This window comes from Cetobacterium sp. ZWU0022, assembly GCF_000800875.1.
Classification (GTDB): Bacteria; Fusobacteriota; Fusobacteriia; order Fusobacteriales; family Fusobacteriaceae; genus Cetobacterium_A.
Genome location: NZ_JRJZ01000117.1, coordinates 105,999 through 112,730 on the forward strand (window position 1 = coordinate 105,999; position 6,732 = coordinate 112,730).

The following is a 6,732-nucleotide window of genomic DNA, read 5'->3' on the forward strand; positions in this document are numbered from 1 at the left end:
GAATAAAATTTTTATAATTAGAATTGAATGTAAACAAATCTAAATATAAATCTGTTCACCGCAGATTTTATATTTTCTTAAAATATTGATGGCAGATATCCTGACTCAGATTCATCCTACTCTTAGGCCTTCCCATAAAATTACAGTGGCTTAGTCTAATTTCGTCCTCCTTACAGTGGCGGGACCGTGTGAGATTTTCACTCATCTTTCCTTTTAATCAACTTCTTGAACCATTAATACTATACATATTTATCATAATTATACATAATGATAATGTACAAGTCAATCATTTTTAAAATTTATCGTTTATAAACAAAACTAAAATAATGCATTTAAACCTATCTTTAGTCATTTGTGTTAGAGATTATAACAAAAAGAGCCTTCAATTGAAGGCTCTTTAATCTTTTAATACGGTTGACTATAATACGGTTTTGTATTTTGCTGATTATTATATTGGTTATTATATTGTGGCTGAGTATATTGTGGTTGTTGCTGGTAATACGGTTGCTGATTCACATCTTTTATCGTTTGAGTTTGATCCTGAACTGATCCAACTAATGCTCCTGCCGCTGCACCTATTCCGGCTCCTAAAAGTGTAGCCTTACTATCTCCACCGATAGCTTGCCCTAGCAATGCTCCCGCTCCTGCACCAACTGTTGTTGAGCCTATTGTATTAGAACCTACATTAGAGCAACCTGATAAAATTAAAACTGAAAATATTGATACAATTAATATCTTTTTCATTTCATTCACTCCTTTTAACTATCTATTACTCTTCCACTATTACAGTTTTATTAATCATAAACTTTATTAGTGAGAATAAAAAGAATGGTGAAGCCAATCCAAAAGTTATTACAACTAATAGTGTCCACCCTAATAAAAACAATAAACTATCCGCAAATCCAACATCACATCTTAATCTTTTCATTTTTTCACCTCTTTTTTATTTTTAGTATTCTATATTAATATAATGTTTCTTTTAATTTTACAAGCTTTTTTTTACTTTCAGAAACTAGACATCGAATAATTATTGATGTATAATAAAAAGATAAGATAAAACATTTAAAGAAAGAGGAATCAAAATGACTAAAGAACTATTTAAAGGAAGTGTAGTTTTAAATCCTGTTCCAGCTGTAGTTATTACATCTAAAAATAAAGATGGTAAAGAAAATGCTTTTACCGTTGCATGGACTGGTACTATCTGTACAAACCCACCTATGCTTTCAATTTCAATTAGACCTGAAAGATTATCATATGAATATATAAAAGAAACTATGGAGTTTACCGTTAATCTTCCAAATACTTTCCAAGTTAGAGAAACCGACTATTGTGGAGTTATATCTGGTAGAGATGTCGATAAAATAAAACATCTTGGTTTAACTTCAAAGCCAGGACATCATGTAAATTCACCCTATATCGAGGATTTTCCTATAAACATTGAATGTAAAGTTAAACAAATCATACCTCTAGGAACTCATGATTTATTTTTAGCTGAGGTTGTTGGATCTCATATAAATAAAAATATAATCGATGAAAAGGGAAAGATTCACTTCGAATGGGCTAACTTAATAAACTATTGCCACGGAGAGTATTTCCCAATGTCTAAAAAACCTATTGGACAATTTGGATTCTCAGTAGCTAAAAACCCTCTTTTAATAGAGAAATATAAACATATCAAATCTTATGTTGAATATAAAGATGAAAGAAGCGTTAGAAAACCAAAGAAAAAAATTAAAACCAAAGCAAAAAAGAAAAAATAATAATTACAAATAAAAAGAGCAGATGGGCAGCTTATAACCCATCTGCTCTTTAATTTACAAAAGGAGTGTTATATGATTCAAAAATTTAAATTTGAAAAAAGCTTTATCAAAATGTTAATGGCTCTAGCCATTCCAATCATTTTACAAAGTTTGATTACGGCATCATTAAACTTATTAGACAACATCATGGTTGGAAAACTCGGAGAAAGCGAAATTGCTGCTGTTGGATTATCCAATCAATTTTATATGATTTTCTTCTACTCAGTTGCTGGAGTTGGTATGGGTGCCTCTATCTTTATGTCACAACTTTGGGGAAAAAAGGATATTAAAAAAATTCATGAATTTTTAGATTTATCTCTTCTTATTTCCGTTGTTGTATCTATATTTTTTGCAAGTATCGCCATACTATTTCCAGAAAACATAATACATATTTTCTTAAAGGATCCAGTAGTTACACAACTTGGTGTCAGTTATCTTAGAACCGTTGCAGTAAGTTATATTTTATCATCGATAACATTAGCATTTTCAATGGCTCTTAGAAGTACTGCACAAACAAAACTACCTATGTATGGAAGTATTGTTGGAATTATATTCAATGGAATTTTAAACTATCTATTTATATTTGGAAAATTCGGTGCGCCTAGACTCGGTGTTACAGGAGCTGCTCTTGGAACTACAATATCTAGAACTATGGAGCTAGCATTTATTCTATTTGCAATATATAAATTTGATAATGTAATCGCTACAAAATTCAACAGTTACAAAAATCTTTCAATACAAAAATTTAAAGAATTTTTCAAGATAGCATCTCCTGTTATCTTCAACGATATCATGTGGATTCTAGGAATCTCTACATTCTCTATTGCATATGCTCAACTTGGAGTAAATGCAACCGCTACTATGCAAATAGCAATTACAATAAATAATATGTTCAACATATTTGGAATAGGTATTGGAGCTGCATCAGCAATTATCATTGGAAATAAAATTGGAGCCGGTGAAAAACAGGAAGCGTATAATCTTTCTAGAAAAATATCTCAATTCGGGGTCCTTCTTGGAATCTTTATAGGTTTCGTTTTCTATTTTATCTCTCCATCTATTGTTGGGATATTTAAAATAACTCCAGAAACTGCTAAAAATGTAAATGTTGTATTAAAAACCATGGCCTTCTTTATTCCTGCAAGATTTTATGCTATTATACAAGTAATAGGTACTTTAAGAGGAGGAGGAGATGTTGTTTATGCAATCGCGGTTGAAATGATCGGAATTTGGTTTATAGGCATTCCTTTAGCTTTTGCTGCAATACACTTTATCCCTGGATTATCTATAACAACACTTTACTTCATAATCTGTTTAGAAGAGATTGTTAAATGTGCGATGTCATATCCTCGTGTAACTTCATATAAATGGATTAAAAGTTTAGTTTAATTTAGGAGGACTCATGTTATCATTACTTATTTTACTTGTGGGGGTTACATTTTTAGTTTTCGGAGCAAACTTTCTTGTAGATGGAGCTTCTGTAATCGCTAAAAAATTTAACATCCCAAATATTGTTATCGGTTTAACTATTGTTGCATTCGGGACATCCGCACCAGAGCTTGTTGTAAATGTTATCTCGGCAATGAATGGAAAATCCGCTATCACCCTAGGAAATGTTATTGGAAGCAATATCATAAACGTTCTTATTATTCTTGGGATAACAGCTTTGATATATCCTTTAACAGTTGCTAGAAACACTGTTAAATATGAAATTCCAATCGCACTTTTTGCCTCGATTCTAACTTACGTTCTATCTAAAAATGGAGTTTTAAGTAAGTTTGATGGCTTAATTTTACTTGGATGTTTTATACTATTTCTTTTATACAATACATATTTAACTGTTACAAACAACGAAGAGAGTGAATTGGAAGTTAAAAACTACACCCTACCAATTGCTATTGTCATAACAATCTTAGGTTTTGTTCTTTTAGTTTTTGGTGGAAAATTTATAGTTGATTCAGCTGTTGAGTTAGCTAGAAATTTCGGAATCTCAGAAAGAATAATCTCTATTACTGTTGTCTCTTTAGGAACTTCACTTCCAGAGCTTGCAACATCAGTAATTGCAGCATTTAAGAAAAACACTGATATAGCTATTGGAAATGTTGTTGGATCTAATATATTTAACACATTCCTTATTTTAGGAGTTTCTGCTACAATCTCACCTATTGATATTAGTTCTGGCGCTTTTATTGATTTAATTTTAAATATTGTTGCATCTCTTTTACTATTTATTTTCGTTTTGAGAAAATATAGATTAAATAGAATCCACGGTTTATTATTTTTAACTGTTTATTCAGCTTATTTATACTCTCTTTTTAAATAATTTTTAAAAAAGGAAGTGATTAAAATTCAAATAATCTATAACAATAATGCTCCCGCTATCGGGATTATCCAAATAATTCATGGAATGAGCGAACACTCTAAAAGATATTTGAAGTTTACAGAATTTCTAAACAAAAATAATTATATAGTTGTACTTTCTGATCATAGAGGACATGGTGAAAAAGCTAGAGAGAATGATTCTCTTGGTTTTTTTACCGGTTCTTTTGATACACTAGTTTTCGATCAAGTTAATATAAGTAGGGAGATTAAAAGTTTACATCCTACCCTTCCTATATTTATTTTAGGTCATAGTATGGGATCATTCATAGCACAAAAACATATGAAAGTTTATTCTAAAAAAACTTTTAACTATATTTTTATGGGAAGTTGTTTTGAAAGAAAAGGAATAACTTTTCTAGGGAAAATTATTTTCAAATCAATATCCTTACTTACAAAAAATCCTAAAAAAATTTTTAATGATATAATTTTTCTCGGAGCTAACTCAAAAATTAAAGATTCTGAAAAAAATAGTTCCTCTTGGCTTAGTAGAGATAAAAAAACAGTCGATACCTTTTTAAAAGATCCATGTTGTGGATTTAGTTATACCCCAAAATTTTACTATAATTTTTTGAATTTTCTGTCAACGTTGTATGAAAAGAATAGTTTTAATTTTGTGAATAAAAAAACTCCTATTCTTATTATTTCCGGAGAAAGTGACCCTATTGGTTTATATGGTAGAGGAGTTAAATCACTCTTCAATTTTTATAAATCACTGGGATTTAAAAATCTTTCCCTTAAACTCTACAAAGATTCTAGACATGAAATTTTAAATGAAATAAATAAAGATGAAGTTTACAATGATATCTTAAATTGGATAAATAAACAATTATAAAACTAAAGGGCTAAAATGTCTTTACGACAATTCAGCCCTTTTTTTTATTTTAAAACTTTTGCTTTTAAGAATTGAAACTCTCTAACAACACTTCTATGCTCTAAAAGTTTTATATCTTGGTTATTCATTTTAAAGAAATATTGAATCAATGGTCCCACACAAATCGAAGATACTATTGTTCCTATTCCGACACTTCCACCTAGAATATACCCTATCGAAAGAACAACAACCTCTATACACGTTTTTATTTTCCATAATGGATATTTCGATTTTTTTGTTAAAACTACCATTAAACCATCTCTCGGACCACAACCCAGTCCAGTCGATATATAGACATAGCATCCATAACTGAATATCATTATTCCAATAATTAAAATCGCTATCTTTTTGATTAACACATCTCCTTTTGGAACTACATCTAAATACATGTACATATCTATAAAAACTCCTACCAATAAAAAGTTTATAATCGTACCACTACCTATTGGTTGTTTTAAAAATATACTTACAAAAACAACAACAGCTCCAACTAATAGATTCGCTTCTCCTAAAGTTATACCAATTGTTTTGTTTAACCCCTGATTTAAAACATCCCATGGTGACAATCCCAAATTAGAATTTAGAATCGTAACAACTCCTAACGAACACAATAAAAGACCTAACATTAATTTTGAATACTTAAATACCTCTCGTTTCATCATCATACCCTTCCTATTTTTTCTGGAATTATTATATCATTTTTAATTTAAAAAGAAAATTTTATTTGATTTTTTTCGATTTTAGTATAATATTATTATGAAAAAAAGAATATATGGAGGTTTTTATGAACAGATTTAAATTACCTATAGGTATCTACGCTATTACCGACTCTGAATGTGCTAACAATAAGAATTTTTTAACATATTGCGAGGAACTACTTCAAGGTGGAGCGAAGATTATACAGTATAGAGAAAAAAGTAGAGATATGAAAAAACTTTTTAAAGAAGCTAAAGAGCTTAGAGAATTAACACAAAAATATAACGCCATATTTATAGTTAACGACCACCTTGATATTGCCCTTCTTGTAGATGCAGATGGAATTCATATTGGTCAAGATGATCTTCCTATTTCAGAGGTTAGAAAAGTTCTAGGAAAAAATAAAATAATTGGAATTTCAACTCATAATTTACAAGAAGCTGAAGATGCCGTTAAAAATGGAGCTGATTATATTGGAGTTGGACCTATTTTCCATACTGATACAAAAAAAGATGCTGGAAACCCTCTAACACTTAAGTTTCTAGAAGAAGTCGAAGCAAATATCACTCTTCCATATACTGTTATCGGTGGAATAAAAGAACATAATTTAGAAGAAGTTTTATCTAGAGGTGCAAAATCTGTGTGCCTTATATCAGAGCTAATCTGCAATAAAAATACTTTTGAAATTACAAAAAGAATCAATGAAAAAATTAAATCTTATTAAGAATAAAAAAAAGCACAGATTAATCTGTGCTTAAAACTCTTAAATGGTGCCTAGAAAAGGATTCGAACCTTCGACCGCCCGGGTATGAACCGGGTGCTCTAGCCAACTGAGCTATCTAGGCAATGGCTGGGGTGGCTGGATTCGAACCAACGCATGACGGAGTCAAAGTCCGTTGCCTTACCGCTTGGCGACACCCCAAAATGGTGCGTCATACTGGGCTCGAACCAGTGACAACACGATTAAAAGTCGTGTGCTCTACC

Annotated in this window: 8 protein-coding genes, 2 tRNA genes and 1 riboswitch; of the genes, 5 read left to right on the forward strand and 5 right to left on the reverse strand. The window is 30.5% G+C overall.

Annotated elements, in window-relative coordinates:
- Window positions 1–72: 72 nt before the first annotated feature.
- A riboswitch (cobalamin riboswitch) is annotated at window positions 73–250 on the reverse strand.
- Between the two features lie 155 nt (window positions 251–405).
- Both L988_RS09575 and L988_RS13695 read right to left on the reverse strand, forming a co-directional pair.
- Window positions 406–744 carry a YMGG-like glycine zipper-containing protein gene (locus L988_RS09575; protein ID WP_052191791.1) on the reverse strand — a complete coding sequence of 113 codons (339 nt, stop codon included), beginning with the start codon at window positions 742–744 and terminating at the stop codon, window positions 406–408.
- Between the two features lie 25 nt (window positions 745–769).
- Entirely contained in the window at window positions 770–928 is a 159-nt protein-coding gene (locus L988_RS13695) for a hypothetical protein (protein ID WP_156110661.1), read from the reverse strand.
- Window positions 929–1,082: 154 nt separating this feature from the next.
- On the opposite strand from L988_RS13695, the gene L988_RS09580 reads away from it, so the two are divergent.
- The 4 genes from L988_RS09580 to L988_RS09595 all read left to right on the forward strand — a co-directional run bounded on the left by L988_RS09580 (window position 1,083) and on the right by L988_RS09595 (window position 5,013).
- Window positions 1,083–1,760 (forward strand): flavin reductase family protein, encoded by a 678-nt coding sequence (locus L988_RS09580; protein WP_047383743.1) that lies wholly within the window; start codon window positions 1,083–1,085, stop codon window positions 1,758–1,760.
- 72 nt (window positions 1,761–1,832) lie between these two features.
- Window positions 1,833–3,188 carry an MATE family efflux transporter gene (locus L988_RS09585; RefSeq protein ID WP_047383745.1) on the forward strand — a complete coding sequence of 452 codons (1,356 nt, stop codon included), beginning with the start codon at window positions 1,833–1,835 and terminating at the stop codon, window positions 3,186–3,188.
- Between the two features lie 13 nt (window positions 3,189–3,201).
- Window positions 3,202–4,122: a calcium/sodium antiporter gene (locus tag L988_RS09590; RefSeq protein ID WP_047383746.1), complete on the forward strand. Its 921-nt coding sequence runs from the start codon at window positions 3,202–3,204 to the stop codon at window positions 4,120–4,122.
- A 15-nt stretch (window positions 4,123–4,137) separates the two neighbouring features.
- On the forward strand, window positions 4,138–5,013 hold the full coding sequence (locus L988_RS09595) for an alpha/beta fold hydrolase (protein WP_052191792.1): 876 nt from the start codon (window positions 4,138–4,140) through the stop codon (window positions 5,011–5,013).
- Between the two features lie 44 nt (window positions 5,014–5,057).
- Here the strand turns inward: L988_RS09595 and L988_RS09600 are convergent, their stop codons facing one another.
- Window positions 5,058–5,714, reverse strand: coding sequence for a YitT family protein (locus L988_RS09600; protein ID WP_231549838.1), 657 nt, complete (start codon window positions 5,712–5,714; stop codon window positions 5,058–5,060).
- A gap of 122 nt (window positions 5,715–5,836) precedes the next feature.
- Between L988_RS09600 and thiE the strand changes: the two genes are divergently transcribed.
- Window positions 5,837–6,472: a thiamine phosphate synthase gene (gene thiE, locus L988_RS09605; protein ID WP_047383748.1), complete on the forward strand. Its 636-nt coding sequence runs from the start codon at window positions 5,837–5,839 to the stop codon at window positions 6,470–6,472.
- A gap of 44 nt (window positions 6,473–6,516) precedes the next feature.
- On the opposite strand, the gene L988_RS09610 is transcribed toward thiE, so the two are convergent.
- Together L988_RS09610 and L988_RS09615 are read right to left on the reverse strand one after the other, a co-directional pair.
- Window positions 6,517–6,593, reverse strand: a tRNA-Met gene (locus L988_RS09610).
- A 2-nt stretch (window positions 6,594–6,595) separates the two neighbouring features.
- Window positions 6,596–6,670: transfer RNA gene (locus L988_RS09615), tRNA-Gln, on the reverse strand.
- Window positions 6,671–6,732 lie beyond the last annotated feature (62 nt).